Origin of the sequence: Jiangella mangrovi, assembly GCF_014204975.1 — a bacterium.
In the GTDB taxonomy this organism is placed as follows: Bacteria; Actinomycetota; Actinomycetes; order Jiangellales; family Jiangellaceae; genus Jiangella; species Jiangella mangrovi.
The window spans coordinates 201,614-228,453 of record NZ_JACHMM010000001.1 but is presented as its reverse complement, the minus strand read 5'-3'; the positions used below and the strand labels follow the sequence as shown (position 1 = coordinate 228,453).

General features: G+C 72.6%; 28 protein-coding genes. 14 read left to right on the top strand and 14 right to left on the bottom strand.

Features of this window, described 5'->3' with window-relative positions; translation table 11 throughout:
- Positions 1 to 14: 14 nt before the first annotated feature.
- Positions 15 to 2,018 (bottom strand): DUF2264 domain-containing protein, encoded by a 2,004-nt coding sequence (locus HD601_RS01040; protein ID WP_184818503.1) that lies wholly within the window; start codon positions 2,016 to 2,018, stop codon positions 15 to 17.
- Between the two features lie 141 nt (positions 2,019 to 2,159).
- On the opposite strand from HD601_RS01040, the gene HD601_RS01035 reads away from it, so the two are divergent.
- Positions 2,160 to 6,131 carry a golvesin C-terminal-like domain-containing protein gene (locus tag HD601_RS01035; protein ID WP_184818501.1) on the top strand — a complete coding sequence of 1,324 codons (3,972 nt, stop codon included), beginning with the start codon at positions 2,160 to 2,162 and terminating at the stop codon, positions 6,129 to 6,131.
- A gap of 266 nt (positions 6,132 to 6,397) precedes the next feature.
- Here HD601_RS01035 and HD601_RS01030 read toward each other — a convergent pair whose 3' ends face one another.
- A complete protein-coding gene (locus HD601_RS01030) occupies positions 6,398 to 7,237 on the bottom strand; it encodes an IclR family transcriptional regulator (protein WP_221440443.1) in 840 nt (279 codons plus the stop codon).
- A 33-nt stretch (positions 7,238 to 7,270) separates the two neighbouring features.
- Positions 7,271 to 9,823: an aminopeptidase N gene (gene pepN / locus HD601_RS01025; protein WP_184818498.1), complete on the bottom strand. Its 2,553-nt coding sequence runs from the start codon at positions 9,821 to 9,823 to the stop codon at positions 7,271 to 7,273.
- Between the two features lie 128 nt (positions 9,824 to 9,951).
- Here pepN and HD601_RS01020 point away from each other — a divergent pair, with 128 nt between their 5' ends.
- Together HD601_RS01020 and HD601_RS01015 are read left to right on the top strand one after the other, a co-directional pair.
- Positions 9,952 to 10,560, top strand: a complete 609-nt coding sequence (locus HD601_RS01020; RefSeq protein ID WP_184818497.1) for a DsbA family protein — start codon at positions 9,952 to 9,954, stop codon at positions 10,558 to 10,560.
- 41 nt (positions 10,561 to 10,601) lie between these two features.
- On the top strand, positions 10,602 to 11,081 hold the full coding sequence (locus HD601_RS01015; protein ID WP_184818495.1) for a ribose-5-phosphate isomerase: 480 nt from the start codon (positions 10,602 to 10,604) through the stop codon (positions 11,079 to 11,081).
- Positions 11,082 to 11,084: 3 nt separating this feature from the next.
- On the opposite strand, the gene HD601_RS35310 is transcribed toward HD601_RS01015, so the two are convergent.
- Complete coding sequence (locus HD601_RS35310; RefSeq protein WP_184818493.1) at positions 11,085 to 11,264, bottom strand: hypothetical protein; 180 nt, start codon at positions 11,262 to 11,264, stop codon at positions 11,085 to 11,087.
- A gap of 14 nt (positions 11,265 to 11,278) precedes the next feature.
- Here HD601_RS35310 and HD601_RS01005 point away from each other — a divergent pair, with 14 nt between their 5' ends.
- Positions 11,279 to 12,100, top strand: coding sequence for a DNA-formamidopyrimidine glycosylase family protein (locus HD601_RS01005; RefSeq protein WP_184818492.1), 822 nt, complete (start codon positions 11,279 to 11,281; stop codon positions 12,098 to 12,100).
- A 65-nt stretch (positions 12,101 to 12,165) separates the two neighbouring features.
- The gene (locus HD601_RS35305) at positions 12,166 to 13,269 is read left to right on the top strand and encodes a SpoIIE family protein phosphatase (RefSeq protein WP_184818490.1); all 1,104 of its coding nucleotides are present in this window, start codon (positions 12,166 to 12,168) and stop codon (positions 13,267 to 13,269) included.
- Between the two features lie 359 nt (positions 13,270 to 13,628).
- Here the strand turns inward: HD601_RS35305 and HD601_RS00995 are convergent, their stop codons facing one another.
- The 3 genes from HD601_RS00995 to HD601_RS00985 form a co-directional block, all read right to left on the bottom strand.
- Positions 13,629 to 14,279: a Rid family hydrolase gene (locus tag HD601_RS00995; protein ID WP_184818488.1), complete on the bottom strand. Its 651-nt coding sequence runs from the start codon at positions 14,277 to 14,279 to the stop codon at positions 13,629 to 13,631.
- Between the two features lie 27 nt (positions 14,280 to 14,306).
- Entirely contained in the window at positions 14,307 to 15,941 is a 1,635-nt protein-coding gene (locus tag HD601_RS00990; protein ID WP_221440442.1) for an FAD-dependent oxidoreductase, read from the bottom strand.
- 100 nt (positions 15,942 to 16,041) lie between these two features.
- Positions 16,042 to 16,644, bottom strand: a complete 603-nt coding sequence (locus tag HD601_RS00985) for a TetR/AcrR family transcriptional regulator (RefSeq protein WP_184818486.1) — start codon at positions 16,642 to 16,644, stop codon at positions 16,042 to 16,044.
- On the opposite strand from HD601_RS00985, the gene HD601_RS00980 reads away from it, so the two are divergent.
- The 6 genes from HD601_RS00980 (at position 16,589) to HD601_RS34470 (ending at position 20,570) form a co-directional block, all read left to right on the top strand.
- Positions 16,589 to 17,149, top strand: a complete 561-nt coding sequence (locus HD601_RS00980; RefSeq protein WP_343076376.1) for a hypothetical protein — start codon at positions 16,589 to 16,591, stop codon at positions 17,147 to 17,149. The two genes, HD601_RS00985 and HD601_RS00980, sit on opposite strands and share 56 nt — an antisense overlap.
- A gap of 58 nt (positions 17,150 to 17,207) precedes the next feature.
- A complete protein-coding gene (locus tag HD601_RS00975; protein ID WP_184818482.1) occupies positions 17,208 to 17,594 on the top strand; it encodes a hypothetical protein in 387 nt (128 codons plus the stop codon).
- Between the two features lie 22 nt (positions 17,595 to 17,616).
- A complete protein-coding gene (locus tag HD601_RS00970) occupies positions 17,617 to 18,222 on the top strand; it encodes a TetR/AcrR family transcriptional regulator (RefSeq protein ID WP_184818480.1) in 606 nt (201 codons plus the stop codon).
- A gap of 114 nt (positions 18,223 to 18,336) precedes the next feature.
- Positions 18,337 to 18,690 (top strand): YciI family protein, encoded by a 354-nt coding sequence (locus tag HD601_RS00965; RefSeq protein WP_184818478.1) that lies wholly within the window; start codon positions 18,337 to 18,339, stop codon positions 18,688 to 18,690.
- 4 nt (positions 18,691 to 18,694) lie between these two features.
- Entirely contained in the window at positions 18,695 to 19,978 is a 1,284-nt protein-coding gene (locus HD601_RS00960) for an RNA polymerase sigma factor (RefSeq protein WP_184818476.1), read from the top strand.
- Between the two features lie 31 nt (positions 19,979 to 20,009).
- Positions 20,010 to 20,570 carry a DapH/DapD/GlmU-related protein gene (locus HD601_RS34470; protein WP_184829320.1) on the top strand — a complete coding sequence of 187 codons (561 nt, stop codon included), beginning with the start codon at positions 20,010 to 20,012 and terminating at the stop codon, positions 20,568 to 20,570.
- A gap of 4 nt (positions 20,571 to 20,574) precedes the next feature.
- Here the strand turns inward: HD601_RS34470 and HD601_RS00950 are convergent, their stop codons facing one another.
- From HD601_RS00950 to HD601_RS00940, 3 genes are read right to left on the bottom strand one after another with little or no spacing between them, the layout of a single operon-like run.
- Complete coding sequence (locus HD601_RS00950; RefSeq protein ID WP_184818474.1) at positions 20,575 to 21,258, bottom strand: hypothetical protein; 684 nt, start codon at positions 21,256 to 21,258, stop codon at positions 20,575 to 20,577.
- Between the two features lie 51 nt (positions 21,259 to 21,309).
- Positions 21,310 to 22,062 (bottom strand): hypothetical protein, encoded by a 753-nt coding sequence (locus tag HD601_RS00945; protein ID WP_184818473.1) that lies wholly within the window; start codon positions 22,060 to 22,062, stop codon positions 21,310 to 21,312.
- A complete protein-coding gene (locus HD601_RS00940; protein WP_221440440.1) occupies positions 22,055 to 22,609 on the bottom strand; it encodes an RNA polymerase sigma factor in 555 nt (184 codons plus the stop codon). The genes HD601_RS00945 and HD601_RS00940 overlap by 8 nt, the downstream gene beginning before the upstream one ends.
- Before the next feature lie 133 nt (positions 22,610 to 22,742).
- Between HD601_RS00940 and HD601_RS00935 the strand changes: the two genes are divergently transcribed.
- On the top strand, positions 22,743 to 23,585 hold the full coding sequence (locus HD601_RS00935; RefSeq protein WP_184818471.1) for a phosphoribosylaminoimidazolesuccinocarboxamide synthase: 843 nt from the start codon (positions 22,743 to 22,745) through the stop codon (positions 23,583 to 23,585).
- Here the strand turns inward: HD601_RS00935 and HD601_RS00930 are convergent.
- Complete coding sequence (locus tag HD601_RS00930) at positions 23,540 to 24,376, bottom strand: hypothetical protein (protein WP_184818469.1); 837 nt, start codon at positions 24,374 to 24,376, stop codon at positions 23,540 to 23,542. The two genes, HD601_RS00935 and HD601_RS00930, sit on opposite strands and share 46 nt — an antisense overlap.
- A 19-nt stretch (positions 24,377 to 24,395) precedes the next feature.
- Positions 24,396 to 25,094: a DNA alkylation repair protein gene (locus HD601_RS00925; protein WP_184818467.1), complete on the bottom strand. Its 699-nt coding sequence runs from the start codon at positions 25,092 to 25,094 to the stop codon at positions 24,396 to 24,398.
- A gap of 137 nt (positions 25,095 to 25,231) precedes the next feature.
- Here HD601_RS00925 and HD601_RS00920 point away from each other — a divergent pair, with 137 nt between their 5' ends.
- Both HD601_RS00920 and HD601_RS00915 read left to right on the top strand, forming a co-directional pair.
- Positions 25,232 to 25,591, top strand: a complete 360-nt coding sequence (locus tag HD601_RS00920) for a type II toxin-antitoxin system RelE/ParE family toxin (RefSeq protein WP_184818465.1) — start codon at positions 25,232 to 25,234, stop codon at positions 25,589 to 25,591.
- Positions 25,581 to 25,901, top strand: a complete 321-nt coding sequence (locus HD601_RS00915) for a helix-turn-helix domain-containing protein (protein ID WP_184818463.1) — start codon at positions 25,581 to 25,583, stop codon at positions 25,899 to 25,901. The genes HD601_RS00920 and HD601_RS00915 overlap by 11 nt, the downstream gene beginning before the upstream one ends.
- A 72-nt stretch (positions 25,902 to 25,973) precedes the next feature.
- Here the strand turns inward: HD601_RS00915 and HD601_RS00910 are convergent, their stop codons facing one another.
- The gene (locus HD601_RS00910) at positions 25,974 to 26,384 is read right to left on the bottom strand and encodes a RidA family protein (protein WP_184818461.1); all 411 of its coding nucleotides are present in this window, start codon (positions 26,382 to 26,384) and stop codon (positions 25,974 to 25,976) included.
- A 35-nt stretch (positions 26,385 to 26,419) separates the two neighbouring features.
- Positions 26,420 to 26,830: a Rid family hydrolase gene (locus HD601_RS00905; protein WP_184818459.1), complete on the bottom strand. Its 411-nt coding sequence runs from the start codon at positions 26,828 to 26,830 to the stop codon at positions 26,420 to 26,422.
- Positions 26,831 to 26,840 lie beyond the last annotated feature (10 nt).

The following is a 26,840-nucleotide window of genomic DNA, read 5'->3' as shown; positions in this document are numbered from 1 at the left end:
TCATGGGCGAGGGGTCACCAGGTGCCGAGAGTCAGAGTCTCGTCGGGCTGGGGAGCGGGGAGCGTGAGCGTCGTCGACCCGCCGTCGGGCCAGGTGATGGTGGCCTCGTCGCCGTCAGCCGCCACCGCGACCGAAGGCGCGTCCGCCACCGCCGCCGGGTCGGCGGACAGAACGATGACGGCGGCGTAGAGGCGGCCGTACGAGGCGGGGCCGGGGGTCGCGGCCCAGGGCCAGGCGGACCAGTGGCCCAGCGGGTGGGCTCCGGCCGACGGCTCGACCCCGGTTGCCGAGACGTCGCCGACACCGATGACCAGGCTGGTCAGGCCCTCGTCGGCGACCACCTGCGCAGCCGCAGCGGACGCCGTCGGCGCCGCATCGTCCGACGCGATCGACCAGCCGCCGAACCGGAGCACCCACGGGCCGGGGTCGGCCTCCCACACCCCGTCCGGGTCGTCGGCGAGGTCGACGGGGTCGAGCCGGGCCAGCCGCACCTCCAGGGCGCCGCGCACCGCTGACGCCGTCGTCAGCCAGGGGCCTGTCCGGAACGCGTCGGCGTCGCCCACCGTCGGCGACGGCGAGGTCTCGCGCCAGTGCGCCCGCGCCCGCGACGCGAGCACGTCACCCACCCCGTTCGCAGCCACGGAGAACCGGCGGAGCGGGCTGCGGTGGCTCGGCCGGCCGCCCTCGTCCAACAGCGCGATGTGGGACTCGCCGGGATGCGCCACCCCCTCGCGCGACAGCGACGGCGCCGCGTGGGTCGCGTACCCGTGCCGCGCGTAGAAGGCGACGTCATCGGCGACGCGAGGTCCGTAGACGTGGTCGCTGCCGTGGTTGACCAGCCGCACCACGCCGTCCGCCGTCGTCCCCGACAGCAGCCAGCCCGCCGCGGGCACCGGCACCGACACGTCCCGGGTCTCCACGACCAACGGCTGCTCGCCAGCCGTCCACACCGGGTGCGACGGCGGCAGCAGCAGGCCGGCGAACCCCTTGCTGGACCAGTACGGCGACCCGGCGCCCGTGTACAGCTGCCGGATCGGCGGGAACGCGCCCCGCCAGCCGATCGGCTGCAGCCCGGCGTCGTCCACCGCGCCGGACGACACGAACCAGCGCAGCACCCCGCTGGCCAGCCGCCGCGTCCGTCCCGGCGGCAGCGGCGTCGCGTCGAACAGCGCGCCGGTCCAGAACGGGCCGAGCATGGCGTAGCGGTAGGTCAGCGACCGCCCCTGCAGGACCGGCGCCCCCGACGGCGCGACGAAGTGCTGGGCGTCCTCGAGGTAGCGCCGCAGCCGCTCGCGGTACGACGACGGCGCCTCCGTCCCGGCGATCCGATGGAACCACAGCGGGTACACCTGCAGCGCCCAGCTGCTGTAGTAGTCGAAGTGGCGCAGCCCGACGGGCGGCGTGCCGCCGTCGGAGTACCAGCCGTCGCCGGCGTAGAAGCCCTCGTGGACGGCGAGGTTCCGCTCGATCTCGTCCTTGCGCCAGGGCCCGCCGACGGAGCGCAGGAACGCCTCGACGACGTTCTGGAACCAGACCCAGTTGTTGGTGTGGGCGAACGTCCCGAGGATCTCGGCCATCCAGTCGACGACGGTCTCCTGGATGCGCGCGGGGAGGCGGTCCCAGAGCCAGGGCCGGGTCTCGTGCAGCGCGATGGCGATGGACGCCGCCTCGACCTTGGCCTGGCCGCGCTCGCCGAACCGGGGCCAGCGCTCGGGCGACGACGGGTCGGTGCCGGCCGCGAGCCCCTCGGCGTACCAGTCGAGGAACCCGTGCGGGTCCTTGCCGCCGGCCCCGCCGACCCGGAACCCGGCCAGCAGGAACGAGCGCGCGAACGCCTCCATGCGGTCGCTCCAGCGGCCGCTCGCGCCGGACGGCCCGGGCAGCGCGATCAGCGCGTGCCGCGGTGACGCGTAGGGCCGCAGTGCCAGCAGCTTGTGGTCGGCGACCGCCTCCCAGTGGTCGCGGGTCCACCCGGTGTGCGGCGAGCGGGCATGGTCGTCGGCGGGCAGATCCAGCATCGGGCGTCCTCCCGGGGGACGGCGGATAGCGTTTTCCCGCGACTGTTGACACGGCGATTGAAACCATACAACACTCATAATATGGACGATGGAGTCACATTGCAGGCAACAGCTCCCACATTGCTGACGCGACGTGCCGTGATGGGCATGCTCGTCGGCGCCGCGGTCCTTCCGCCGGTCCTGGGAGCCTTCGGTCAGCCGGCGCACGCCGCCCCGGCCACGACGGCGGACGATCCGACCGTCCTCACCGACGCACTGCGTCGCACCGAGAAGCCGAACCTCGCCTTCCGGCAGGTCGCCCAGCTGTCCAACGACAACTACCGGGTGACCTTCCACGAGGCCACCTGGGACGGCGGGCGCAGCTACGTCCGCGACCTCGAGCTCCGGACGGACGACGGCTGGGTCGCCGTCACCGACCCGGAGCGCCGCTTCGACGAGCAGTGGGTGGTGCTCACCGGCACCGAGCGGCCCAGCCCGCGCTACTACTACAGCTCCGCGACGTCGAACTGGGTCGCCTTCGACGGCCTGCGCCAGCTCGGCCCGCGCACCGTCGAGCTCACGTCGGCCCTGCCCGGGGTCTGCGACCTCACGGTGCGCTGGTCGCTGGACCGGGAGCACCCGGAGATCCACCACACCGTCACCGCCCAGCAGGCCGGGCACTTCATCGTCGGCTACCAGAGCCTCGACACCGGCACCCCCGACGACGCCGAGGAGGTGCTGTGCGGGATCCGCCAGCACGCCCGCGTCATCGGCAGCCCCGAGGCGCTGAGCAGCTGGGAGCTGTTCGCCCCGATGAGCCTGGTGCAGCGGACCATCGCCGGGCGGACCGTCACGTCCGGCGTCTACATCCCAAGCGACGTCATCGCCTACGAGCACGAGCGCGATCTCGGCCCCTACCGGCAGCCGTTCGGGATGAGCCTGCTCAACGACGAGGCGCACGTGCAGCCCGTCGCCTACGCGCCGCAGGCCGGCGACCGGTCGCTGCTCGAGCCGGGCCAGAGCCTCGGCTACGCGTTCGGCGTGCAGGCGCACGCGGGCGTCCTCTACGACGCCTACGTGGCGTTGTGCCGTGGCGAGTACGGCCTGACGGCGTACCGCGAGAACGTGTACGACACCTCGCTGACGCAGACCGCGTTCAACATCATGAACCTGGTCGGCATCGAGCCCGACGGCGACGACAGCGAGACGTTCGTGCCGTCGTTCTCCGGCTGGTGGAACCGGGCCAAGGGCTTCGCCGACTCCGAGAACGACCAGGCCGTGCGGACCGCCGTCGCCGGCGTTCTGTTGTCGGCGAACTACCTGCTCTCGCCGCCGGACCGGGCCGGCGACTTCTACGACCGCCGGGCCCGGCAGATGATGGAGTACCACGTCTCGCGGCGCAGCCACGGGCACACGCCGATCATCGGCCGCGACGTCTACAACGACTCGTCGGCGACGGTGTACGGGCTGGGCGGTGTCGCCGTCGACGCCAACACGCTCGTCCCGCTGTACCGGCAGACCCGCGGGCAGAACGCGGCGCTGCACAAGCTGGCGCTCGACACCATCAAGGCGCCGCCGTTCCGCGACACCCGCACGCCGTGGAACAACGCCCTGCAGGCCTACGTGCTGACCGGCGACGAGGGCTGGCTGGCCGAGGCGAAGGCGCTGGCACGGCGCTACCTGCGCGACCAGATCCTGACCCCGTACTCCAACAACCAGGGCGACGGCGTCTTCGTCTTCACCTACTCGCGGCACTGGCTCGAGCTGTTCGTCATGTACGAGCTGACCGGCGAGCGCGACTTCCTCGACGCCGCCTACCGCGAGGTGCAGCGCTTCGTCACCCAGACGATGGTGCGCCCGGTGCCCGACGGCACCATCGAGGCGCCGACGCCGTACATGATCAACATGCAGTTCGACGACTGGAACGGCCACCTGCTGCCGGACTACCCGCTCGACGACATCGAGGCGGAGGAGGTGCCGGCCTGGTACGTCTCCACGACCGGCCAGACCATCGAGCAGCTGATCACGTACCGCATCCAGGAGCCGAAGCCGCACCCCGGCGGAGGCATGGTGCTCAACAACATCTGGGCGCCGTTCCTGCTGCGCCTGGCGCACGATGCCGGCGACGACTTCCTGGCCGACTTCGCGCACAACCTCGTCATCGGCCGCTTCACCAACTACCCCGGCTACTACAACCGGCAGTTCAGCGCCCAGCACCTGAAGCCGGACTTCCCGCTGGTCGGCCCGCCCGGCGAGAGCTGCATCTACTACCACCACGCGCCGGCCCAGCTCGGCCTGACGCTGGACTACCTGTTCAGCGAGCACTACGTCCGCTCGAACGGGCGCATCAGCTTCCCGCGCCAGTTCGAGTGCGACTTCGTGTTCTTCAAGTTCAGCACCTACGGCCACGAGCCCGGCACGTTCTTCGGCGAGGACGGCGTCTGGCCGTACCTCCCCGAGGGCATCGTCGACGTCGACCACCCGCAGCTGAACTGGCTGACCGGCGTCGGCAACGACTCGCTGTACCTGTCGCTGACGAACTCGCGCGACGCCCAGGTGGCGGCCACCGTGACGTTCGACCAGCAGCTCACCGGCATCGACCCCCGCAAGCGCTACGACGTCCAGGTGCTCATGGACAACGGGCGCTGGAAGCACTACCGGCTGGCGGACGGGAGGCTGCCGGTGACGGTGTCGGCGCGGGGCCACACGGTGGCGATCGTCCGCGGCGCCGGCCGGCCCGCTCCGTGGCACTGGCTGCCGGAGTCGGAGGACCGCGGCGCCGTCAGCTACGCGTTCGACGACGCACTGCCCGGCGCCGAGGGCGGCCTCACCCGCGGCATGCTGCTGGTCCGCCCGGACCGCTCGGCCGTCGACGCCTACGTGCAGAGCGACTCCGTCGAGGCGGCGACGCTCGCGTACTGGGTCAACGGCGGGCCGGAGCAGACCATCGCGGACAAGCCGTACCCGAACGAGTGGACGGTCCCGCTGTCGGCCCTGACCGACACGTTCGCCTACGAGGTGCGCACGCCGTCGGCGACGTCGCAGCGCCGCACGCTGCGGCTGCCGTCGTCGCTCACGGGTGTGGCTTCGGCGGGTGCGGGTGCGTTCGGGGCGCTGTCGGCGCAGGCCACGGCCTCGCCGGGGGACGAGCTGACGGTAGGGGTGCGGCTGACGGCGGCACCGGCGGCCGGGCTGGCGGGCGTGTCGGTGGCGATCGATGTGCCGGCGGGCTGGACGGCGACCCCGGCGGAACCGGTCGCCGACACCGTCGCGGCGGGAGAGTCCGTCACCGGGACGTTCACGGTGACGGTGCCGGCCGACGCCGCGTTCGCGGTGCCGCACACGCTGGCCGCGACGGCGACCTGGTCCGGCGGCGGCTCGGCGGAACTGGAGCCGGTCACCGTCGAGCTGGTCGACCCCGTGCGGCTGACCGCCATCACGCCGTCGCCGGCCGTGGTCCCGGAGCCCGGCGGCTCGATCGACCTGCGCATCGCCGTCCTCAACCGCGGCCCGCTGCCGGTGACCCGGACGGTGACCATCACCGGCCAGTTCCACTGGTCGTTCAGCGAGACGGTGTTCGAGGTCGAGGTACCGCCGCGCTCGGAGATCGAGCACGTCGTCCGGGCCACCACCCGGCCGACCATCCCGACCGAGCAGACGCACTTCGTGTCGGCCAACCTCGACGGCCGGCCCAAGGTGACGATCAGCCTGCGGGTCGAGGACCCGGACATCTTCACCATCACGAACAACGACTACCCGCCGCGCTACGACCAGACCGGCAGCTGGCTGATCAGCGGCCTGGCCGGGGCCGACGGCGCCGCCTCGCGCTACAGCCCCGAGGGCGTCGCCGGCGGCACGGCGACGTGGACGCCAGACCTCCCCGAGGCCGGCACCTACGCCGTCGACGTCTGGTACCCGTCGAACTTCGAGACGGCCACCAACGCCGTCTACGTCGTCACCCACCTGGGCGGCGAGACCGAGTTCGTCGTCAACCAGCAGGAACAGCCGCGTGCCTGGCGCGAGCTGGGCTCGTTCGAGTTCGCGGCGGGCATGGGCGGCAACGTGCGGATCGAGGTCCGCGACGCCAGCACCGGCTACACCCGGCTGAGCGGCGCCCGCTTCCGCCGGCTCTGAGACCAGGTCCGGCTTGGGTGCGTGGGGTTGCGTTGGGTGACGGGGGGAGTCTGGCGACGGGTGGGTGGTCGGGGCCTGCTTGGTCCCATTTGCTGGCGATTCAGGGGCCGTCACGAGGATTCCTCCCACTTCACGAGGCCTGCAGCCCTCGTGAAGTGGGAGGAATCCTGGTGATGTACGCGATCCTTGATGATCGTGGCTGTCCACAGCCTCGCCGAACGTACAGATTCGGCGAGGCGAGCCCACCTTACAACCCGGCCAACTCGTCAGCCGGGGAGCGCGGTCACCGTGGCGTGGTAGCCCAGGTTGGACGAGATCTGGTCGGCGTGCTCGATGGCGATCATGGCGAGCTCGTCCTGCCGGGCCGGGAGGTTCATGGCCGACAGCGGGCCCGACACCGAGAGCGCCGCCATGATCTGCCCGGAGCGGTCGCGGATGGGGGCGGCGACGCAGGCCCGGCCGAACGCGAGCTCCTCGAGCTCGGTGGCGTAGCCGCGCGAGCGCACCTCCTGCAGCCGGCCCTCGAGCTCCTCGAACGTGGTGACGGTGTGCGGGGTGTAGCGGGCGTACTCGGTGCCGATGAGGTCGCGCAGCTCGGTCGGCGCCAGCTCGCTGACCAGCGCCTTGCCCATGGCGGTGGCGTGCAGCGGCCCGCCGCGGCCGATGAGCGTGGACGGGCGCGGGGCGTTGGCGCCCTCGAAGTGGCACAGGTAGAACAGGCTGGCGCCGTGCCGCTCGGCGACGTTGACGCCCAGGCCCAGGGTGGCGGCGAGGTTCTGGGCCAGCTGGCGCGACTGCTGGTGCACCGGCGACTGGTTCAGGCCGATCCCGGCCAGCGTGATGACCCGCGGGCCGATGCCGTACAGCCCGCTACGGCCGTGATGGGTGAGGTAACCGAGGTTGACCAGCGCCCCGACCAGGCGCGACACCGTCGACTGGCCCAGCCCGGTGGCTGTCACCAGCTCGGAGATGCGCCGCTCCGGGTGCTCCTCGGTGAACGCGGACAGCAGCGAGAGCGCCCGCTCGACACTCTGGGTGCCGCCGGCGGACTCGCGGGCTGCTACTCGTGGCACGTCGTAACCCCACATCTTGCTCGGAACGGTCATCTACATGGTAGATGAAAGCCCGCACTAAACCCGTCAACCTGCCTGGCGATCGCGCTCCTGAGCCCGGAGCGCGCGGTCGAGGTCGGCCAGGCCCTCGACGACCAGCCTGCGGGCGGCGTCGGGCAGCTCGGCGCCCTCGAGCCAGGTGCGCACCGCGGTGGCCGTGGCGGCGTCGGCGAGCACCCGCGGGAACAGCCCGATGATGATCGCCTGGGCGCTCTCGCTGGTCCGCTCGGCCCACACCCGCGGGACGGCGTCGAGGTAGGGCTGGACGTACGGGCGGACGAGCTCGCGCTGCTCGGGGTGGGCGAACCCGCGCACCGTCGCCGTCAGCTGGGCGTTCGGCAGCTCGTCGGACTCGACGGCGGCCTGCCAGGCGGCGGCCTTCGCGGGGTAGGTGGGCACGGCGGCCCGGGCGTACGCGGCCTGCCGCTGCCCGGTGGCGGTGTTGTCGCGCTCGAGCTCGGCGTCGACGGCGTCGTCACCGGCCGCGCCCAGGACGACCAGCCGCTGCAGCAGCGCCCAGCGCAGGTCGGTGTCCATGACCAGCCCGGGCAGCAGCGCCTCGTCGCCGTCGAGCAGGGCCCGGATCTCGGCGACGTGCTCGTCGCTGGCCGCAGCCGCCACCCAGGCGCGGGTGAACGCGAGCTGACGGTCGCTGCCGGGCTCGGCCGACCCGGCCAGCTGGCGCAGCGCCGCGGCCCAGCGCGCCGACAGCACGATCCGGTTGGCCGGCAGCGCGTAGAGGTCGATGGCCGCGCGGGCGGAGCTCAGCACGTGCTGCACCACCCCCATGGACGTCTCGCCCTCGACGCCGCCCAGCACCAGCTCGACGAACGAGCTGGCCGACATCTCGGCGTCGCGCAGCATGTCGGTGGCGGCGGTCCAGCACAGCGCCCGCGGCAGCGGGTCGAGCGACCCGATGGAGCTCACCACCGTCGCCAGCGAGCGGTCGTCGAGGCGGACCTTCGCGAACGTGAGGTCGTCGTCGTTGACCAGCAGCAGGTCGGGCTGGGTCTCGCCGCGCAGCTCGGGGATCTCGGTGCGCGGGCCGGTGAGGTCGAGCTCGACCCGGCGGCGCCGCACCAGGGCGCCGTCCTCGGTGTAGTCGTAGAGCCCGACGGCCACGCGGTGCGACCGGATGGTCGGGTGCTCCGGCGCCGCCGTCTGCTCGACGGCGACTGACGTGTAGGCGCCGTTGCTGTCGACGGTGACCACCGGGCGCAGCGTGTTGACGCCGGCCGTGCGCAGCCACTCCTCGTTCCAGGCCGAGAGGTCGCGGCCGCTGGTGGTCTCGAGGTGCCCGAACAGGTCGGTGAGCGAGGTGTTGCCCCACGCGTGGTCGGCAAAGTAGGCCCGCACGCCCTCGAGGAACTCGTCGCGCCCGACCCAGGCCACCAGCTGCTTCAGCACGCTGGCGCCCTTGGCGTAGGTGATGCCGTCGAAGTTGACCTGGACGTCCTCGAGGTCGCGGATGTCGGCGGAGATGGGGTGCGTGGACGGCAGCTGGTCCTGGCGCAGCGCCCACAGCTTCTCGGTGACGGCGAACGTCGTCCAGCCGTCGGTCCACCGGGTGCCCTCGGCCAGCGACAGCACCGACGCCCAGGTGGCGAACGACTCGTTCAGCCACAGGTCGTCCCACCAGCGCATGGTGACGAGGTCGCCGAACCACATGTGCGCCATCTCGTGCAGGATCGTCTCGGCGCGGCGCTCGTAGGCGGCGTCGGTGACGCGGCTGCGGAAGACGTAGTCCTCGTGGTGGGTGACGGCACCGGCGTTCTCCATGGCGCCGGCGTTGAACTCCGGCACGAACAGCTGGTCGTACTTGGCGAACGGGTACGCCAGCCCGAAGACGTCCTCGAAGAAGGCGAAACCGCGGGTGGTGACGTCGAACAGCTCGTCGGCGTCGAGGTGCTCGGCCAGCGACTTGCGGCAGTACAGCGCCAGCGGAATGGTCTTCTCCTTGCCGACGTGCTCGGAGCGCTCGACGTGGTACGGACCCGCCACGATCGCCGTCACGTACGTCGACAGGCGCGGCGTCGCCTCGAACGTCCACCGCTTCTTGCCGTGGCTGGCCTTGCCGGCCTTGCCCGGCGAGTTCGACACGACCTCCCAGGTGGACGGCGCGTCGACGAGGAACGTCACCTCGGCCTTGAGGTCGGGCTGCTCGAAGCAGGCGTAGACGCGGCGGGCGTCGGCGACCTCGAACTGGGAGTACAGGTAGACCTCGTCGTCGACGGGGTCGACGAACCGGTGCAGGCCCTCGCCGGTGCGCATGTAGGCGGCGTCGGCGACGACCTTGACCTCGTTCTGAGCGGCCAGGCCTTCGAGCCGCACGCGGGCGCCGTCGAACACCTCGGCGGGGTCCAGCGCGGTGCCGTTGAGGACGACCTCGTGGACCGTGGGCGCGATCAGGTCGAGCCAGGTGCCGGCGCCCTCGGTCGCCGCGAACGACGCCGTCGTGGTGGACCCGAAGGTGGTGTCGCCACGGGTGAGGTCCAGTTCGACGGTGTAGCGCACCGACGCGGGGTCGACGACGGCGGCGCGCTCGCGTGCCTCGTCGCGGGTCAGGTTCGTGCCAGACATGGCCTGATCCTGACAGAACATCCGCCGTCCCGCTGGCTCTGGGCCCCGGGAATCGGACGTGGCCCCCGGTGGTTCGACCACATCGAGACACCGTTGACACGTCAATCGTTACGAGAGGGCGCCCCCACATGAGCGAGACCACCCCCGTCGACTTCTGGTTCGATCCGATCTGCCCGTGGGCCTGGATGACGTCGCGCTGGATGATGGAGGTGGAGCAGGTGCGGCCGGTCGAGGTGACCTGGCACGTCATGTCGCTGTCCTACCTCAACGCCGAGCGTGACCTGGGCGAGAAGTACAACCAGCTCATGGCCGACAGCTGGGGTCCGGTCCGTGTGATCACGGCGGCGAAGGAGCTGCACGGCGATGAGTGGGTGAAGCCGCTCTACGACGCCATGGGCACCCGCTTCCACCTGGGGAAGCAGAAGGACCGCTCCGTCGTCATCGCCGAGGCGCTGGCCGAGGTCGGTCTGCCGGAGTCGCTGGCCGCCTACGCCACCAGCGACGAGTACGACGAGGCGCTGAAGAAGAGCCACCACGCCGGTATGGACCAGGTGGGCACCGAGGTCGGCACGCCGGTCATCGCCGTCGAGGGCTACGCGTTCTTCGGCCCGGTCATGTCGCCGGCGCCGCGCGGGGACCAGGCGGGCCGCGTGTGGGACGGCGTCCAGGCGCTGGCCTCGTACGACGGCTTCTTCGAGCTCAAGCGGACCCGGACCCGCGAGCCCATCTTCGACTGACCGCCGCCCGGCGCCCGGCGGGCATGCGGCAGACTGACGCCATGCGCGTCCACGTCGGCTCCGACCACGCCGGGTACGAAGTCAAGAACCGCCTCGTCGAGCTCCTGCGCGACGGCGGCCACGAGGTCGTCGACCACGGCCCGTTCGTCTACGACGAGCTCGACGACTACCCGACGTTCTGCCTGCGGGCGGGCGAGGGCGTGGCCGCCGACCCGGGCAGCCTGGGCGTCGTCCTCGGCGGGTCCGGCAACGGCGAGCAGATGGCCGCCAACAAGGTCAAGAGCATCCGGTCGGCGCTGGCCTGGTCCGCCGAGACGGCGAAGCTGGCCCGCGAGCACAACGACGCCCGGGTGCTCGCGGTCGGCGCCCGCATGCACCCGTTCGAGGACGTCGCGGCGTTCGTCGAGACGTTCCTGGCCACGCCGTTCTCGGGCAGCGAGCGCCACGCCCGGCGCATCGCGATGCTCAGCCGGTACGAGGTGGACGGCCAGCTGCCGCCGCTGCCGGCCCCGGCCGACTGACGTCTACTGCTGCGTCTTGGGGCGGGGCGGGAGCGGGGTCTTCGCGATCCGCTCGAGCGCGGCGGCGATCTCGGCCTTGCTGGGGCGCGACACGTCGCGGGCGCGCAGGGCCCGGGACACGCCGACCTGCGAGCGCCGGTCGACCTGGTCGAGCTTGCGCACGCCCTTCTCGCGATCGTTCACAGGAAGGACGGTACGTGCCCGAGGGCCATACGATCCACCGGCTGGCCGGTGAGCTGACCGCCGCGTTCGGCGGCCGGCGGGTCGGCGTGGCCAGTCCGCAGGGCCGCTTCGCCGCAGGTGCCGCCGTCGTCGACGGGTCCCGGCTGCAACGGGCGGAGGCGCACGGCAAGCACCTGTTCATCGGGTTCGCCGGACGGCGGTGGGTGCACGTCCACCTCGGGTTGTACGGGAAGTTCGACGTCGTGGCTGCGCCGGCGCCGTCCGGTCCGGTCGTCGGCGAGGTGCGGATGCGGCTGACGACGGCGGATGCGGGCCGTTCCGCGCACGCCGACCTGCGCGGGCCGACGCGGTGCGAGGTGATCGACGACGCGGAGAAGGCCGCCGTCGAGGCGCGGCTCGGGCCGGACCCGCTGCGCGGCGACGATCCGGCGCGGGCGCTGCAGCGCATCGGGCGCAGCCGGGCGCCCATCGGCGTGCTGCTCATGGACCAGGCGGTCCTGGCCGGCGTCGGCAACGTGTACCGGGCCGAATCGCTCTACCGCGCCGGGATCGACCCCGCCCGGCCTGGGTCGTCGGTGCCGGAGCCCGTGCTGCGGGAGATCTGGGCCGATCTCGTGGGGCTGATGGCGCGCGGCGTCGAGACCGGCCGCATCGACACCGTCCGGCCGGAGCACGAGCCCGAGGCGATGGGCCGCCCGCCGCGCGTCGACGACCACGGCGGCGAGGTCTACGTCTACCGCCGCGCGGGGCAGCCGTGCCTCGTCTGCCAGACCCCCGTCGCGGCCGGAAGAGCGGCGGCCAGAAACCTGTTCTGGTGCCCGAACTGCCAGCATTGACACGCCATGGCCTGCAATTCTGTGTGATCTTCCTCCCACGCTCTCTTTGCCGCTAGGGTCCTCGTGTGACGACCCGATCGGCTGGCGTGCTCGGGCTTGCCGGGGTGTTCTTCGGTGGGCGTCCGGCCAGCGCGCTGACGCGGCGACTGATCCGCGAACCGGTCGTCATGGCCATCCTGCTGGCGACCACCCTGCTGCTCGGGCTGTCCATGGTGCAGTGGCAGTCGATCGTCCCGGCCATCGCCCTCGTGCTGCCGCTCCTGTTCGGCGGGCTGTTCGTCCCGCCGCGGGCGCTGGCCTGGCTGGTCGGCACCGTGGGCTTCTGCCTCATCGCCGGCGGTGTCGTCATCGGCGGCGGGCGGACCTTCGTCGCCGTCACCGCCGTCGTCGGCATCACCGCCATCGTGTCGCTCGGCCTGGCGCGCTCCCGGGCCCGGCTGGGCCTGCAGGGCACCATGGGCGAGTCGATGCTCGTCGACCTGCGCGACCGGCTCGCCGCCCAGGGCCGCATGCCGCAGCTGTCGCGCGGCTGGAAGATCGACCTCAAGCACCACGCCGCCGAGCGGTCCAGCTTCTCCGGCGACTTCGCCGTCGCCTCACGCTCGACCGACGGGCAGTTCCTCGAGCTGGCGTTGGTCGACGTGTCCGGCAAGGGCCACAACGCCGGCACCCGGGCGCTGCTGCTGTCCGGCGCGTTCGGCGGGCTGCTCGGCTCGCTGCCGCCGGAGCAGTTCCTCCCCGCCGCCAACGCCTACCTGCTGCGGCAGCGCTGGCCCGAGGGGTTCGCCACCGCCGTCCATCTCGTGGTCGACCTGCTGACGGGTGAGTACTGGGTCCGCTCGGCCGGGCACCCGCCGGCCATCCACTTCCACGCCGGCTCCGGCCGCTGGGTCACCCTCGACACCGAAGGTGGCCTGCTCGGCGTCTACGAGCAGAAGCACTACGAGCCCGTCACCGGGTACATGCGGCCCGGTGACGCGCTCATGCTCTACACCGACGGACTGGTCGAGGCGCCGCGGCGCGACCTCACCGACGGCATCGACAAGCTGCAGGGCGAGGCCGAGCGCCTGGTAGCGCGCGGCTTCGACGGCGGCGCCGAGAAGCTCATCGACGCCGTCGCCTCCTCCGATGCGGACGACCGCGCCCTGCTGCTGCTCTGGCGGACTTAGCTCGCGGACTTGAATTCGTTCTTCGGGTGCCTGGGATTGGGTGGCCCCGTCCTCCTGTTGCCCACACCGCGGACAGATGTGGAGCTGGACGTGCCTGCCCCTTCGCATCGTCCTGGTCTGGTGTCACGTCCTGGTCCGGGGTCGCGTGAAACGCTCGAAATCGGCCGGCGAGCGTGATGGCAGACCAGGAAGCGGGCGGGAGGCGATCTCCCGTCGCGCGTGGAGGGCGAGTTACTACTGCTCTAGCGGTCGTAACTCGCCCTCGACACCGTGAGGCGTGCTCGGTCTCTCACCGTCTTTTGATAGCTGCCCGTTTTTCGATCCCCCGGGTGCCCTGAGCCAAGTCCAAGCGGCCGGGCTCAGCGGCCGCGTGGGTAGGCCGCCACCACCTCGATCTCGATCAGCCAGCCGGTCACCGGCAGCGTGTCGACCTCGAGGTTGGTGCGCGACGGCCGGGCCGCGTTGGCGAACTGGACCGGCGCGTAGGCCGGGATCACCTCGCCGGTCACCCGGTTCACGTTGGCCATCCACTTGCGGTAGGCGCGGTTCCAGCCGTTGTAGTCCGCGCGGGTGGTGCCGGGCGGCGCCTCCTGGTAGATCCGCATCGTGATGACGTCGGCCAGCGAGAGCCCCTGCGACTCCAGGTTCTCCTTGATCCGGGCCATGGCGTTCATGCCCTGCGCCTCGGTGACGGTGACGCCGGCGGGCAGCACGCCACCGGGGAACTGCGCGGGGTCGATGTAGCGCTCCGGCGTGCCCGCGGGTGCGGCGGTGTTGAGCGCGCCCGGGCCGATGCCGCTGGAGAAGTAGAGCGGTACCTGGTTGCCGACGGCGACGCCGTTGGCGATGAACGGGTCCGGAGCCTGCTCCGGGGCGGCGAGGTTGAACCGCACCTCGGCGGGGCGGGGCGCGCCGATGCCGGTGACGGCGACGACGCTGCCGGTGAGGGCGAGCGTGGTGAGGCTGGAGACGACGGCGACGGCGGTCAGCCGGCGGCTGGGCTTGCGCATGAGGGGTCCTTTCGCGGGTCGACGGGGTCAGCTGGCGGCGGCGGTCGCGGCGACCCGCTCGTGCAGGGCGGTGACGGCCAGCCGGGCCGACTCGAACGCGCCGGCCTGCCAGGCGATGAGGTAGCTGAGGTGGTCGCCGGCGAAGTAGGTGTTGCCGTCGGGGCGCAGCAGGTGGTCGTAGGCCGCGCCGCGTCCGCCGGGCCAGCTCACCCAGCCGCCGAGGCTGTACGGCTCCTTCGGCCAGGCGATGGAGATGGAGGTCTCGAGCTCGTCGCGGTACTTGGCGCCGTGGATCTTCACACCCTGGGCGACGGCGCGGGTCTCGCGGTCGGCGACGGCGAGATTCGTGTAGGAGCCGGAGTAGTAGCCGACGACGACACCCTTGCGGCCGAGGAACCCCGACGACGGGTACCAGATCCCGGAGATGTCCATGTTCGTCGCCGTGATGCCGCCGAAGATCTTGTCGTCCTCCTCCCACCAGCGCCGGGCGTACTGCAGGCCGATCTTGCCGGTGTTCGCCGCCGTCGGGACCGCCAGCGCGTCCTTGGTGGTCTGGCTGAAGTTGGTGGGGATGGCCTTCAGCACCATGGGCGGGATGGTGGCGACGCAGTAGTCGGCGTCGACGATGCGCGTGCGGCCGTTCAGGCGGTAGCTGACCCGGACGCCGTCGGCGGTGTTCTCGATGCGCGTGACCGGCGCGTTGTACGTGATGCGCCGCTTGCCGCCGACCGCACTCGCCAGGGCGGCGGAGATGCGGTCCATGCCGCCCACCGGCTGCCACATCATCATCGCCTGGTCCCAGCCGAACTCGAACGAGAACCGGCTGCCGAACTGGCTCTGCAGGATCGCCGTCATCGACGGCGGCGTGCCGACGACGCCCGCGTCGTGCCCGGCGCCCGGGGCGTCGACGTAGCCGCGCCGGCCGTTGCCGAGGTACTTGCCGCCGGACAGTCCGCCGAAGTTCTCGGCGAACGCGACCACCCGGTCGGCGTCGGCCGGGCTGAGCACGTCGTCGAGGGCGCCCTGGTCGGCGGCCTGCGCGAGCAGCTCGGAGATGTAGCCGTACACGTCGGCCTTGGCCTGCCGGTGCGTGACGGCCGTGCTGGCCAGCTCGCCGTAGTTCGTGCTGCCCGTGTTCTCGTGGAAGTACAGGCTCTCGGCGTTGGCGTTGACCAGCGCCTCGATCGGTACGCCGAGCTCGCGGCAGTAGTCCAGCGTGACGTGGTGGTTCGGGATGCGGGCGGGGCCGGCGTTGAAGTAGAGGCCCTCGTCGAACCGGCAGACCTGGGTGACGCCGTCGGTGTCGGTGAGGCGGTCGCCGCGCCGGATCGTCTTCGCCCGGCCGCCGGGGCGGTCGCGCGCCTCGAGGACCGTGCAGTCGTAGCCGGCCTTGCCCAGCTCGTAGGCCGCCGTGAGCCCGGCGGTGCCGGCGCCCAGGATCACGACCTTCGTGCCGCGGGCGCGGGCGGCGTCGGGGAGGTCGGCGGCGCGCGGCGGGGCGAAGTCCCGGGTGCCGGCCGCCTGGGCGGCCTCGGCGGGGGAGGCGAACAGGCCCAGCGCCTCCATGGTGCCGTAGAGCGCCGAGGCGCCGCCGACGGCGCCGACGCGGGTGAGGAAGCTGCGCCTGGTGTGGGTATGGGGTGTACCGGCGGTGGTGGTCACGACTGGCCTCCTTGTCGGTCCGCCCGGCTGGGGGTGCCGGGCGCAGAGGCAGTCTTGGGATCGGTCGTTATGACCTGGTTTCCACCGGGTTAGGTCGTGATCACCGAGTGATCAGGGCGTCCCAGGCGGCCATGGTGAGGTCGACGGTGCGCAGCAGCGCCGCCCGCGGGGCGCCCTCGAGCGCCCGGACGGCCAGTCCCTGGACCTGGGCGTCGTAGTGCTGGGCCAGGGTGTCGTGGTCGTCCGACGGCAGCGGCTCGCCGGCCGCCGCGGCGGTGTGGAAGCGGCTGCGCAGGGCGGCGATGCGCTCGTGGCGGCTGCGCTCGAGGTACTGGACCACCGCGGTGTCCGACGGCGGGCAGCTCAGCGTCGCGCGGGTCAGCAGACAGCCCCGGGGGCCGCCGCGCCGGGTGAACAGGCCGACGTTCTCGCGCAGCAGCGCCGCCAGCCCACTGCGGGCGGTCGGCGCCTCGGTCAGCGCGATGCCGGGCCGGCCGCCCTCGCGGGCCTGGTACCGGTCGGCCGCCTCGAGGAACAGCGCCGACTTGGAGCCGAACGCGGCGTAGAGGCTGGGGGAGCCGATGCCGAGATGCTCGGTGAGGTCGCTGATGGAGGTGTCCTGGTAGCCGCGGGACCAGAACAGCCGCATGGCGTCGTCGAGCGCGGTGTCGCGGTCGAACGAGCGAGGCCTTCCGCGGGCCATGGGTCACCTCCTCCCTTTCTGTGTCGATCGCTACATTAACCCCTTGACGCGGGCGGGCGCCAGTGCTCAATATGTAGCGACCACTACAGAAAAGGAGCACGACATGTCCGGCGTGACGAAGGTGAGCAGCAACGACGACCTCGAGTGGTACCGCCGCCTCGACCAGGACCTCCTGCTGGCCGACGCCATCGACCAGCGCCACGACGCCGCCATGACCGTCGGGTTCGTCCGCTACGGCGCGGGCGAGTCGAACCCGTGGACGGTCTCCTACGACGAGGCGCTCATCGTGACCAAGGGCCGCTACAGCGTCGAGAGCGGCGGCGTCGTCACCACGGCCTCGGCCGGCGAGGTCATCTACCTGCGCGCCGGCACCGACCTCGTCTACCGCGCCGAGGAGGAGAGCGAGGTCGTCTACGTGTCGTACCCGCACTGGATGGCGGCCACCGAGCAGTCGCCGCACAAGGACCGGCTGGCCGAGTTCCAGCCCGTGACCGACTTGTCGTGAACGGACGTTCACGCTAGTGTCGTGAACAACCGTTCACGTTTCGATCCAGGGAGGACTCGTGTCCGAGCCGTTCATCTTCATCTCAAGTCACCGCGTCAAGGAGGGCCGGCTCGAGGAGCTGCGCGTGCTCTGCGCCGAGTACGCCGACTTCGTCGAGGCGCACGAGCCCCGCGCCATGGGGTTCCGGCTCTCCATGGACGACGACGGGCCGCGGCTGAGCCACGTCATCGTCCAGCCCGACGCTGCCGCCATGGACGAGCACATGAAGCTGGCGCACCAGCGCATCGGCGCCGCACTCGAGCTCGTCGACACCACCAGCATCGAGGTGCACGGCGAGCCTGGGCCGGTGCTGGCCGAGGCGCTGCGGCACAATGCCGAGATGGGCGTCCCGGTGACCATCGCGTCGGAGCGGCTCGGCGGGTTCGCCCGCCCGGCCGCCGCCTGACGGACCGGCCCGGGAGCCGCGCATGCCCGTTCGGCGCACCGCCGAGGCGCGGCAGGAGTTGCGCGCGTCGCTGCTCGATCACGCCCGCCGGCTGATCGAGCGCGACGGGGCGGCCGCGCTCACCATGCGGGCGCTGGCCGCCGAGGCCGGGTGCGCCGTCGGGCTGCCGTACAAGGTGTTCACCGGCCGCGAGGAGATCGTGGCCGAGCTCGTCGGGGCCGAGTTCCGGCGGCTGCGGCGCGAGTTCGACGCCTGGGTGGGGTCGGCCGGCACCGGCACCGTCGGCGGCAACCTCGCCCGCTACGCCCGCATCTTCGTCACGGCCGAGACACCGGTGTTCCGGCTGGTCGGCGAGGGCGGAGACGCCGCGCTCGACTCCGCCGTCGGCGCCGTCGCCGAGTCGTCCGGGCTGCTCGAGTCGTTCGGCACGACGGTCGCCGACTACCTGGCGGCCGAGAAGCGGCTCGGCCGGGTCGACGCCGGCGTCGACGAGCAGGCCTTCGGGTTCCTCGTCACCGGCGCGATCCACAACCTCGCCGCGGTCGGCGACGGCTATCCGCGGCCCGGTCTCGACGGCATCGAGCGGCATCTGCACGCCGTCGCCGAGCGCATCGTCGTCGTCCCCTGAAAGTTCTCCCGCCGTCGGCGCCCGGGTGTTGTATATGAGGGCAGTCGCCGTTCGTCGTCATGACGAGGGCGGCACCGGGCCGCCCACGGTGACCTTCGAAGGGGGAGGACCGAGATGCAGTACCTGCTCTTGATCTACGCCGAGCAGCGGACCGAGGTTCCGCCGCAGGACCAGCTCGAGGCCGAGATGGCGGAGTGGTTCGCCTACACCGAGGACGTCCGCAAGTCCGGCGTGTACGTCGACGGCAACGCGCTCGAGCCGGTCAACACCGCCACGACCGTGCGGCTGAAGGCCGGCGAGCGGGTCGTCACCGATGGGCCGTTCGCCGAGACCCGCGAGGTGCTCGGCGGCTACTACCTCATCGACGTCCCCGACCTCGACACCGCGCTCGACTGGGCCGCCAAGTGCCCGGGGGCGAAGTACGGATCCATGGAGATCCGGCCCATCACGGTGTTCGACCAGGGCTGACGACATGAGCGGGTGGGCGGCCGACCCCGCCGAGGCGGTCTTCCGCGAAGAGTGGGGCCGGCTGCTCGCCACGCTCGTCCGCTGGGTCGGCGACTTCGACCTCGCCGAGGAGGTGGCGGCCGACGCCATCGCCGCCGCCGTCGAGCGCTGGCCGGTCGACGGCGTCCCCGAGAAGCCGGGCGCCTGGCTGCTGACGACGGCGCGTCGGCGGGCCGTCGACATCCTGCGCCGGCGGCAGAACTACGCGGCCAAGCTGGCCGTGCTCAAGGTCGAGGCCGAGCGCGACGAACTGGTCCGGCTGTCGGCGCCCGCCGCGGGCTCCGCCGGGTCCGGGGCGGATGTCATCGGCGACGACCGGCTCCGGCTGTTCTTCACCTGCTGCCACCCCGCGCTGGTTGCCGAGGCACGGGTCGCGCTGACGCTGCGCTACCTCGCCGGGCTGTCGACGGCGCAGGTCGCGCGGGCGTTCCTGGTGCCCGAGGGCACCATGGCGCAGCGGCTGGTCCGGGCCAAGCAGAAGATCGGCAAGGCCGGCATCCCGTACCGCGTCCCGTCGGCCACGGAGCTGCCCGGCCGCCTGCCGGCGGTGCTCAGCGTCGTCTACGTCGTCTTCACCGAGGCCTACGCGGCCAGCAACGGCGCCGCGCTCATCCGCCCCGAGCTGGCCGACGAGGCGATCCGGCTGGCCCGCATCCTGCACCGGCTGCTCCCGGCCGAGGCCGAGGTCACCGGGCTGCTGGCGCTCCTGCTGCTGGTCGACGCGCGGCGCGAGGCCCGGGTCGACGGCGACGGCGACCTCGTGCTGCTCGAGGACCAGGACCGCTCGCGGTGGGACCAGAACAAGATCGCCGAAGGGCGGTCGCTCGTGCTCGAGGCGCTGCGGCACCGCCCGCCCGGGCCGTACGCGCTGCAGGCGGCCATCGCGGCGGTGCACGACGAGGCGTCCTCGGCCGACACCACCGACTGGGTGCAGATCGTCGGGCTCTACGACGTGCTCCGGGCGACGGCGCCGTCCCCGATCGTCGACCTCAACCGGGCGGTGGCGATCGCCATGGCGCACGGTCCGGCCGCCGGGCTGGGCCTGCTCGACGAGCTCGCGGACGGCGGCGCACTGGACCGCTTCCACCCGCTGCACGCCGCCCGCGGCCGGCTGCTGGACCGGCTCGGCCGCCCGGCCGAGGCGATCACGGCGTACCGGCGGGCGGTCGAACTCTGCGGCAACGATGCGGAGCGGGCGTTCCTGCTGCGCTGCCTGGGCGCGGCGGAGGGGCGGGCGGCGGCCGGCTGAGGAGAATCGTCGAATGACCCTCGACCGCTTCATGCCGATCCACGATCCGGATCTCTTGGACAGGGGCGAGCGCGTCCTCGGGCCCGAGTTCAGGGAGATGAGCGAGCGGGTGCTGCGGGCCACGGAGCTGACCTCGCGCCTCAACGTGCTCCCGTTCGACGACGAGGCGGGCAAGGCGGCCCTGTTCGAGCAGATCCTGGGCCGCCCGCTCCCGGCACGGGTGACGATCTACCCGCCGTTCTACACCGACCACGGCCTGCGCCTGGACCTCGCGGAGCGGGTCTTCATCAACCAGGGCTGCACGTTCCTCGACTACGCCGGCATCCGCCTGGGCGAGGGCGTGATGGTGGGCCCGAAGGCCACGTTCATCACCATGGGCCACCCGGTCGACCCCGAGGAGCGTCGCCAGTACCTCTCCGGCGCGCCCATCGACATCGCCGAGAACGTCTGGATCGGCGCCGGCGCCACGATCCTGCCCGGCGTCAGCATCGGCCGCGACGCAGTCGTCGCTGCCGGGACCGTCGTGGCCGACGACGTGCCGGCGGCGAGCCTGGTGGCGGGAGCCAAGGGCACGGTGCGCCGGCGCTGGTAGCGCGCTACGAGGTCGAGCCGGGGACGTCGACCAGCTGCCAGCGCCCGCCGTCGCCGCCCGTGCGCCGGCGCCGCAGCCACCGGTCGCCGGCCACGCCCAGGCCGATGCCGCCGGCGACGGCGGGCAGCGCCCACATCACCGTGCCGAGCGGGCCGTCGTCGCCCGGTGGGGTCGCGGCAGGTGCGGCAGCCGCGGCGTCGGCGGCCTCGGCCTCGGCGCTCTCCTCGGCCGCCTGCAGGCCGGTCCGCCCGACCAGCCCCAGGTCGACCAGCAGGTCGTGCAGCACACCCACGTCGGCGGGCCGGTGCCAGACGCCGGGGTCCTCCCAGGGGATCGGACCGGCGCCCATCGACTGCACGGTGTTGATCCACTCCGGCCGGCCGTCGTCGTCGAAGGTGATGCGGTCGACCCGCCAGGGCTGCACGTCGTGGACCATCCAGGTGACGACCAGCTGGTCGCCGCCGATGCCGGGCTCGAAGCCGGGTCCCGCGGCCGGCACCGGCTCGACGGCGAGCTGACTCATCAGCGTCGTGTAGGCCGCGTTCGTGGCGTGCAGGGCCTCCGTCCGCCCCGTCGACGGCGACACCAGCAGCACGCTGGTGGGGCCGCCGGCGGACACCGGCGCGGACGCGGCCAGGGTGGCGCCGAGGGCGAGGACGAGAACGGCGGCCGGGCGGGCGAGGCGCATGACGTCTCCAGAACTTCTCGAGGGTCTGTGCCTCATCTACACCGCCCGCACTCAGCCGGTTCCCAGGGCCGACGCGGCGATCTCGGCGGCGCGGTCGCGGCCGGCCCCCTCGAGCCGGAAGGTGACGCCGTCGTCGTCGAGCCACACCAGGGTCGGGCCGGCGACCCGCGCCGACTCCGGCCGTTCGGTGCCGTCGGGCGCCAGCAGCACGAGGTCGTGCGGCATGCCGAACCACCAGGCCTCGTGGCCGGCGACGACGATCGGCGTCGCCGTCGTGCCCAGGACCGCCGACTTCACGTACACCGGTGAGATCGGGTCGGCGAACTGGTCCAGCCGGATCGTGTCGTCGCCGTCGCCCCAGGTCAGCGACAGGATCCGGCGGTCGGCCGACACCTCGACGCCGTCGGGCGGGCCGAGGGCGGGCGGGACCACCGGGGTGAGCCCGGCCAGCTCCGCCGCCTCGTCCAGCGAGAGGTCCGCCGACGCCGTCGGGGGAGCGCCGGCCGACGGCTGCGACGGTCCGGGCCGCACGGCGACCGCGCCGATGCCGAGCCACTCACTGACGGCGGCTCGCACCGGCGGCGTCAGGCCGAGCGCGACGACGACCGCGAGGGCGGCGACGGCGATCCGGCGGCGCACGTGCGGCCGCGGCCCGCGCCGCGGGACCGGCGCGGTCGCCGGTGTGTCGTCCAGCCGGCGCAGGACGGCGGTCGCGACCGCGTCGGGTGCCGGGCCGTGGTCGTCGAGCGCGGTACCGAGCGTGCTTCCCCAGGCGCGCAGCTCGCGGTCGAGGACGTCATCCATGGTCCACCTCCTGAACCGGGCCGGGTGCGGGCTCGAGTCCGGCGCGCAGCTTCCGCAGCGCCCGGTACAGCCGCGACTTCACCGTGCCGCGCGGCCAGCCGAGCACCGTCGCCGTCTCCTCCTCGTCGAGGTCGAGCAGGTAGCGGCAGACGACGACCCGTTGCTGCGGCTCGGGCAGCGTCCGCACCGCGGCCAGCAGTTCGGCGCGCCGCTCCGCCGTCAGCGCCGAGGCCGCCGGGTCGTCCGCCGCGGCGGCCGACACCGTCAGCGCCGCGGCGTCGAGCACCGCCGACCGGCCGGCCGCCGCCCGGTAACGGCGCGCCGAGCGGGTCGCGTTGCGCGCCTCGTTGAGCACGATGCGCAGCAGCCACGGCCGGAAGGGCGCGCCGTCGTGGAACGAGCCGAGCGTCCGGTACGCCTTGACGAACGCGACCTGCACGACGTCGTCGGCGTCCGCCCCGGCGCCCGCGAGGACGGCGAGCCGGCGCGCGTCGGCGGCATACCGGCGCACGAGGACGGCGTACGCGTCGCGGTCTCCGGCGCGCACACGGGCGATGGCGGCCTCGTCGGCCCCGTCGGTCTGATCGGCGATGGCTGGTCCGTCCGTCGTGGTTGCACCCTTCCTACACCGGTCGGCGGCGCCGGGTTCCCGGTTCGGCCGGTGTGCTAGAAACGGCCCCGTGCAGCTACTTCACAAGGGCAAGGTCCGCGACGTCTACACCGATCGGCCCGGCGAGCTGATCCTGGTGGCCTCGGACCGCGTGTCCGTCTACGACGTCGTCCTGCCGACGCCGGTCCCGGACAAGGGGAAGGTGCTGACGGCGTTGTCGCTGTGGTGGTTCGACCAGCTCGCCGACGTCGTCCCCAACCACGTCATCTCCGCCGACGACGTGCCGGACGAGTGGCGCGGCCGGGCCATCCGCTGCCGGCAGGTCGAGATCGTGCCCGTGGAGTGCGTCGCGCGCGGCTACCTGGCCGGATCCGGCTGGACGTCCTACCAGGAGTCGGGGACGGTGTCCGGGGTGGCGTTGCCGGACGGCCTGCTCGAGGGGTCGCGGCTGCCGGAGCCGGTCTTCACGCCGACCACGAAGACCCCGCCCGAGCTGGGCCACGACGAGCCGATGACCTTCGACGAGGTGGTGGCGCTGGCCGGTGCTCCGACGGCGGCGGCGCTGCGCGACCTGACGCTGACCGTGTACCGGCGGGCCGCCGAGATCATGGAGCAGCGTGGCGTACTGCTCGTCGACACCAAGCTCGAGTTCGGGCTGTCCGCCGACGGCGAGCTGGTGCTGGCCGACGAGGTGCTCACACCGGACTCCTCGCGGTTCTGGCAGGCCTCGCAGTGGGTACCCGGCCGGCGCCAGGTCTCCTACGACAAGCAGGTGGTGCGCGACTGGGCGCAGGACCTCGGCACCTGGGACAAGACCCCGCCCGGCCCGGCCATCCCCGACGAGGTGGTCGAGCGGACGCAGGCCGTCTACTTCGAGATGTACGAGCGGATCACCGGCCGGCCCTGGTCGTAGGCCGCGAGGATCGTCTCGGCGCGCAGGTTCAGCATCTCGTTGTCCGGGCCGCGCCCGCGGTCGACGGCGGGCGGTTGCCGGGCGCTGCTCCACGTCGGGCCCGAGAACCGGCCGTCGCGTCGTCGAGCCTTGCGCAGTACCTCGACGGCATCGGCGGCGCGCGGGTCGGCGAGCAGGCCGAGCTCGTGCAGCAGCCGCAGCCCCTGGCCGATGTCGTAGTGCCAGTACGGCGGGTAGTGCAGTCGCAGCCACGACGGGTGGATGACGGAGCCGTCGTCCAGGCGGCGGAACAGCCGGTGCTCGAGGAGCAGCTCGGCGGCGCGACGGGCGGCCAGGTTCGCCTCGGCGTGGCCGGTGGCCTGGGCGAAGGCGGTCAGGCCGAGGGCCGGGGTCACGGTCTCGTGGAAGGACGAGCGGTGCGCATCGGGATGACGGTCGCAGTTCCAGCCGCCGTCGGGCCACTGCCAGGCGAGCAGGCGCTCGGCCAGCAGGGCGACGCGCGGGTCGGCGGCCCAGCCCAGCCGGCTGCAGGCGTAGAGCGCGTTGCCCTCCTGCGAGGCGTGCGCCCGGTAGCGCCCGCGGATCCGTTGTACCGCGGCGTCGTGGGCCCGGCCGGTGAGCCAGACGAGGACGGCGTTGACGGCGCGCTCCGTCCGGTCCGGCGTGGGTTTCACGCCGAGGCCGGACAGGTCGGCCAGCTCGACCAGACGCCAGTGCGCGCCGTTCCACTTCGCGTACGGGTGCACGCCGGCAGGGACGGACAGCAGGGTCCTGACGTGCGGGTGCTCCATCGGGTCGATCATCGTGTCGCTAGCGGAGCGCGCGGTAGTGCTCGCGCTGCGCGGCGTCGAGGTGCTCGATCGCGTAGCGGAGCATGACGCGCGGCATGGCGGCGGCGTGGCGGTCGAGGAAGGCGCGCAGCCGGTCGGGGTCCTTGTCGCCGGCGGCCCGCAGCCAGCCGCCGACGGCCTTGTGGACGAGGTCCTCGGGGTCGCCGAGCAGCAGCTCCGCGATGCCGTACGTGTCGTCGAGGTCGCTGGACTTGATGAAGTACGCCGTCGCGACGACGGCCGTCCGGCGCTCCCACCAGCGCGGCGACCGCGCCAGCTCGTACAGCACGTCGCGCGGCCGGTCCGCCAGATACCCGCCGACGACGTGGATCGCGGCGAGGTCGACGAGGTCCCAGTTGTCGATGCGATCGTGTTTGCGCAGGTAGAGCTCGTACAGCTCGGTGCGGCGCTCGGGTGGGGTGCGCTTGCGGCGGGCCTGCTTGTCCATGACGCTCAGGGCGCCGGCCCGCAGCTCGTGGACGTCGGAGTCCAGCAGCCGCTCGATCTCCGCCGGCGGCAGGTCGATGAACTCCTTGGCCAGCTCGAACACCGTGCCCATGCGCACGCCGATGAACCGGTCCGACCCTGTCTTGAAGTAGCGCTCGTACCCGCGCTTCTCCTCGTCGGACTGGTGCTCCCGTAACCGGCGCTCGAACTCCTCCGCGCTGAGGTCCGCCATGCGCCCGAATCGTACCGGTCTTGCCGCCGGGCAAGCGGCTTGTCACGTCATTCGGTCTCGAGGGCTAACTTCCGGGCTACCGCTTTGGTCCAGAGTGCAGGGGTTCTAGATCCCTGATACTCTACGGAGGCGCAGTTGTGGCATGGGAGGTCTACGTCCTCGAGGACGTCAGTCAGTGGCTCCTCGAACTCGACGGGAAAGCATTCGACCGTATCCAGGACGCTATCGATCAGCTGGAGGACGTCGGTCCCGGCCTGGGTCGGCCAATGGTCGACACCATCCAGGGCAGCCGGCACCCGAACATGAAAGAGCTGCGCGCCGGGTCGGTGCGCATCCTGTTCGTGTTCGACCCCGACCGGCGGGCGGTGCTCCTGGTGGCCGGCGACAAGGCCGGTCTCTGGTCACAGTGGTATCGAAGGGCCATTCCAGTGGCCGACCGCAGGTACGACGCCTGGTTGGCCGAACTGGCTGCAAAGGAGGACGACGATGGACGGTGAACTGAAGTGGGTGCGCTGGGAGGACATCAAGGCCCAGCGGCCCACCACGTCTGAGGAGCGCGAAGATGCGCGCCGCGCGAACGATGCCGAGATCGCGGCGTGGCACCTGGCCGAGATCCGCCGGGCCCAGCAACGGACCCAGGCGCAGGTCGCCGAGGTCATGGGCGTGGGGCAGCGGCGGGTCTCCGACATCGAGTCGGCGGAGCTGGCCCGCACCGAGGTGGCGACCATCGACTCCTATGTGTCGGCGCTGGGCGGCCGCCTGCGGCTGGTCGCCGAGTTCGGCGACCAGGTCATCCCGCTGCGCTGAGCGAGTCGGGCGGGTGACGTGCCGCCCGCCCGGCACGCGGCGCTCGCGGCCGAGTCACCGCGCCCGCGAGGGTCAGGGCAGGACGGCGGTCGCCTCGATCTCGATGAGCTGGCCCGGGAACGCCAGCGCCGCCACCCCGACGAGCGTGGCCGCCGGCGGGCCGTCGGGCCGCACGATGATGTCGGCGGCGCGGCCGAGCCCGGCGCCCACCTGCTGGAGGGTGGTCTCGTCGTAGCCGGCCACGTAGATGCCGAGCCGGACGACGTCGGCGAAGGTCGCGCCGGCCGCGGCCAGCGCCGTCGCCACGTTGCGCAGCGTCTGCTCGGTCTGGGCAGCGAGGTCGCCGGCGCCGACCAGGGCGCCGTCGGCGTCGGTGGGGACCTGGCCGGCGACGATCACCTGGCGCGAGCCGGTGGCGACGACGACCTGGGAGTACATCTGCGGCTCGGCGAGGCCGGCCGGATTGATCAGCTGCATCGGCATGGCCGCAGCGTACGGACCGGCACCGACAAGGTCGGTCAGGGCAGGACGGCCGTCGCCTCGATCTCGATGAGCTGGCCCGGCAGCGCGAGCGCGGTGACCCCGACCAGCGTCGCCGACGGCGGTCCGTCGGGTGCCCGCACGATGTCGGCGGCCCGCGCGAGACCGGCCGCGTACCGCCCGATGCTGGTCTCGTCGAACCCGGCGATGTAGATGCCGAGGCGGACCACGTCGGCGAAGGTCGCGTCCGCCGCCGCGAGCGCCGTCGCCACGTTGCGCAGCGTCTGCTCGGTCTGGGCGGCGAGGTCGCCGGCGCCGACCAGGCTGCCGCCGTCGTCGATGGGGAGCTGGCCCGCGACGAACACCTGCCGCGAGCCGGTCGCGACGACGACCTGGGAGTAGCGGGGTGGGACGGGCAGGCCGGGCGGGTTGATCAGTTCTCGGGGCACGCCCTCACCC

Coding starts and splice junctions, on each gene's coding strand:
- HD601_RS01040 (WP_184818503.1), bottom strand. CDS start 2,018: ATGCTGGATCTGCCCGCCGACGACCATGCCCGCTCGCCGCACACCGGG.
- HD601_RS01035 (WP_184818501.1), top strand. CDS start 2,160: ATGGGCATGCTCGTCGGCGCCGCGGTCCTTCCGCCGGTCCTGGGAGCC.
- HD601_RS01030 (WP_221440443.1), bottom strand. CDS start 7,237: ATGACCGTTCCGAGCAAGATGTGGGGTTACGACGTGCCACGAGTAGCA.
- pepN (WP_184818498.1), bottom strand. CDS start 9,823: ATGTCTGGCACGAACCTGACCCGCGACGAGGCACGCGAGCGCGCCGCC.
- HD601_RS01020 (WP_184818497.1), top strand. CDS start 9,952: ATGAGCGAGACCACCCCCGTCGACTTCTGGTTCGATCCGATCTGCCCG.
- HD601_RS01015 (WP_184818495.1), top strand. CDS start 10,602: ATGCGCGTCCACGTCGGCTCCGACCACGCCGGGTACGAAGTCAAGAAC.
- HD601_RS00995 (WP_184818488.1), bottom strand. CDS start 14,279: ATGCGCAAGCCCAGCCGCCGGCTGACCGCCGTCGCCGTCGTCTCCAGC.
- HD601_RS00980 (WP_343076376.1), top strand. CDS start 16,589: ATGGCGTCGTCGAGCGCGGTGTCGCGGTCGAACGAGCGAGGCCTTCCG.
- HD601_RS00985 (WP_184818486.1), bottom strand. CDS start 16,644: ATGGCCCGCGGAAGGCCTCGCTCGTTCGACCGCGACACCGCGCTCGAC.
- HD601_RS00970 (WP_184818480.1), top strand. CDS start 17,617: ATGCCCGTTCGGCGCACCGCCGAGGCGCGGCAGGAGTTGCGCGCGTCG.
- HD601_RS00965 (WP_184818478.1), top strand. CDS start 18,337: ATGCAGTACCTGCTCTTGATCTACGCCGAGCAGCGGACCGAGGTTCCG.
- HD601_RS00960 (WP_184818476.1), top strand. CDS start 18,695: ATGAGCGGGTGGGCGGCCGACCCCGCCGAGGCGGTCTTCCGCGAAGAG.
- HD601_RS34470 (WP_184829320.1), top strand. CDS start 20,010: ATGCCGATCCACGATCCGGATCTCTTGGACAGGGGCGAGCGCGTCCTC.
- HD601_RS00950 (WP_184818474.1), bottom strand. CDS start 21,258: ATGCGCCTCGCCCGCCCGGCCGCCGTTCTCGTCCTCGCCCTCGGCGCC.
- HD601_RS00945 (WP_184818473.1), bottom strand. CDS start 22,062: ATGGATGACGTCCTCGACCGCGAGCTGCGCGCCTGGGGAAGCACGCTC.
- HD601_RS00930 (WP_184818469.1), bottom strand. CDS start 24,376: ATGGAGCACCCGCACGTCAGGACCCTGCTGTCCGTCCCTGCCGGCGTG.
- HD601_RS00925 (WP_184818467.1), bottom strand. CDS start 25,094: ATGGCGGACCTCAGCGCGGAGGAGTTCGAGCGCCGGTTACGGGAGCAC.
- HD601_RS00915 (WP_184818463.1), top strand. CDS start 25,581: ATGGACGGTGAACTGAAGTGGGTGCGCTGGGAGGACATCAAGGCCCAG.
- HD601_RS00910 (WP_184818461.1), bottom strand. CDS start 26,384: ATGCCGATGCAGCTGATCAATCCGGCCGGCCTCGCCGAGCCGCAGATG.